3 protein-coding genes are annotated in these 2,205 nt (G+C 32.2%); all 3 read right to left on the minus strand.

Going from position 1 to position 2,205, the window contains the following annotated elements:
• Positions 1-2: 2 nt before the first annotated feature.
• From cas2 (ACXJH6_RS08815) to cas1, 3 genes are read right to left on the minus strand one after another with little or no spacing between them, the layout of a single operon-like run.
• A complete protein-coding gene (cas2, locus tag ACXJH6_RS08815; RefSeq protein ID WP_456471389.1) occupies positions 3-287 on the minus strand; it encodes a CRISPR-associated endonuclease Cas2 in 285 nt (94 codons plus the stop codon).
• Positions 284-553 (minus strand): CRISPR-associated endonuclease Cas2, encoded by a 270-nt coding sequence (gene cas2 / locus ACXJH6_RS08820; protein ID WP_456471390.1) that lies wholly within the window; start codon positions 551-553, stop codon positions 284-286. The genes cas2 (ACXJH6_RS08815) and cas2 (ACXJH6_RS08820) overlap by 4 nt, the downstream gene beginning before the upstream one ends.
• Positions 550-1,470 (minus strand): CRISPR-associated endonuclease Cas1, encoded by a 921-nt coding sequence (cas1, locus tag ACXJH6_RS08825; RefSeq protein WP_456471391.1) that lies wholly within the window; start codon positions 1,468-1,470, stop codon positions 550-552. The genes cas2 (ACXJH6_RS08820) and cas1 overlap by 4 nt, the downstream gene beginning before the upstream one ends.
• Positions 1,471-2,205 lie beyond the last annotated feature (735 nt).

Below are 2,205 nucleotides of genomic sequence, written 5' to 3' on the forward strand. Positions count from 1 at the left end.
TGTCAAATAAAAAAATCATTTATTATTGAATTTTCAAGATTACCCGCTCTTTTAATATTTTTAACACTTTTTTTATCTAACGGATATACATATATTTTATCCTTATCGTTTTTTAATTTTTTCTCAAGCATTTTGATAAACCTGTTAAATTCCCTATTTTTTACTTCAACTTCAAATACCGAAAATTGTGTCCTTATGCCGTATTCAAAAAGCAATCTCGACAATCTCGTTCTTATTTTTGTGTTTTCTATATCGTATATAACGATAAACTTCTCAATCCTGCTCATAAAACCACACTTTCGTTTATATCTTCGTTTTTACCCAATTTGGTCGTCATACCAACCGCGTATTTACTTATGGGAAAACAATAAACGCTATCTTCTTGCCAATCGATAATCTTTTGTATCTCAAACAGCAAATCTTCCATCTCTTTTTCGTTTATGTCTACTTCAAAGCACGAAAGTTGAACGTTTAAACCCTTTTCCTTCAATATTTTAAACACCCTATACCATCTTTTACGGTTTCTAATATCGTAGGTGATTAAAAACTTCATTTGGATATTATCTCCTTCAGTTTTCTCAAAAATTGAAAACTATAATCCAGAAACGAGTCTTCTTTATGAATAATCCTTTCGCTAAAAATTTTTATGTAAGCCCTTAATGCCTTTTTCTTCATAAAACAGCCGTTATCGTTTACAGAAAAATCCATCGGATGAAAAAATCCGTCCTGCAAAAGTTGAAACGCAAAAAATGTAAGCCACGGGCGGGAAACCTCTATCACATCCGAACAAAACGCCGCATGCCTACCACGCTTTATGTGAAAAAATCCAAGATACGGGTCAAACCCTTCAGATATTGCCATAGGTATCAAAATCGAGTAATAAACGCTATAAGTTAAAGACAAAAGCGTATTGACAGGGTCCTTTGGCGGATGATATTGTCTTACCTCAAAATCAAATCCTTTGGGCAACATATTATCCCTAAAAAAATCAAACATAGCGGAATTTAAATTGCCGTCTATACCCAAAGCCTCTTGAAGAGTGTCGAACTTTATATTATTTATAAGGCTTTTTATGTATAGGCTTCTGTTGTATTTCGATTCGTTAAGCCCTAAAATATAACCAACATTCTTTGCCTTTATCTTCAAAAGCATTTTTATGATATTTAGTTTTTTGCTTTTATTATTCAACAATTCATATTGAGAAAGCCTAATCCTATAATCGCTCGTTATCGGCTCGGGCATAGAAACGCTGACCGTCTTACCGAACTGGTTTAGCATAAATATAAATTTACCCTTCGTAGTAGCGAATCTTATTGCTGGAGTTGTGATATGAACGCCGCCGAACAAAAATATATGCTCTATGGCGCCTATCGGTATCTTATGGGTGCCGTTTTCGTTTGTTATTACGACGTTATTGTCTTTCCTTGAAACAACGCTACCGGGCGTAGCCACAAACAACAAACCTCTCATTTTTTTCACCTCCACTTTTTATAAACGAAAACATTAAAATTTTCTGACATTTGATTTTAATTTTTTATTAAAATTCATAATTTTATTTGTCCAACAAAGAAAAATTGCTATAATTTGAAAAAGAAATTTATATATACCAAACACTCTTCTTGCAATATTTGGAACATCTTGGGCTACGATTTCCGAACTTATCGACAGATTTATGGATAAAAAATATTTTGGTAAAGGTATGTATGTTGCAGTAAATACCGACGATTTTCGTATCCCACAACGTCAGAAAAAAACTCTTACTAAACGCCGAATAACGAAATTATAGAAATCATTATGAAATATTAGGGATAGTTTTTATCTATAAATAATTTTTTATGTATAGCTTGTTTTTTGCATCATAAATACTTGACATAGAATAAAATCTTGTTATATTGGGGATTATAAAAATTTAAGCAATCTTGCACTTGTCAAAAAGTCTGTCAAAAACTGTTCTTTTACAATGAAATATGATACTTTTCTCGTACAGAGCTTTTTTGTTGTTGCAACGCCAATTACAAAAAACTTAATAATACCATTATCAAGTTTCATCCTTATAAAAATAGGCTTTTTAAAATGGCTGTTGCACTATTTCCGTTTTTGAAGGGAATTACGACTTTTCTTTCGTCTTGGGATTAATTCCGTTTCTTTCGCGTTGCACTATTTCCGTTTTTGAAGGGAATTACGACACTTCGGTCGCCTTTTTTT

The sequence above is a fragment of the Caminibacter sp. genome, assembly GCF_053999135.1.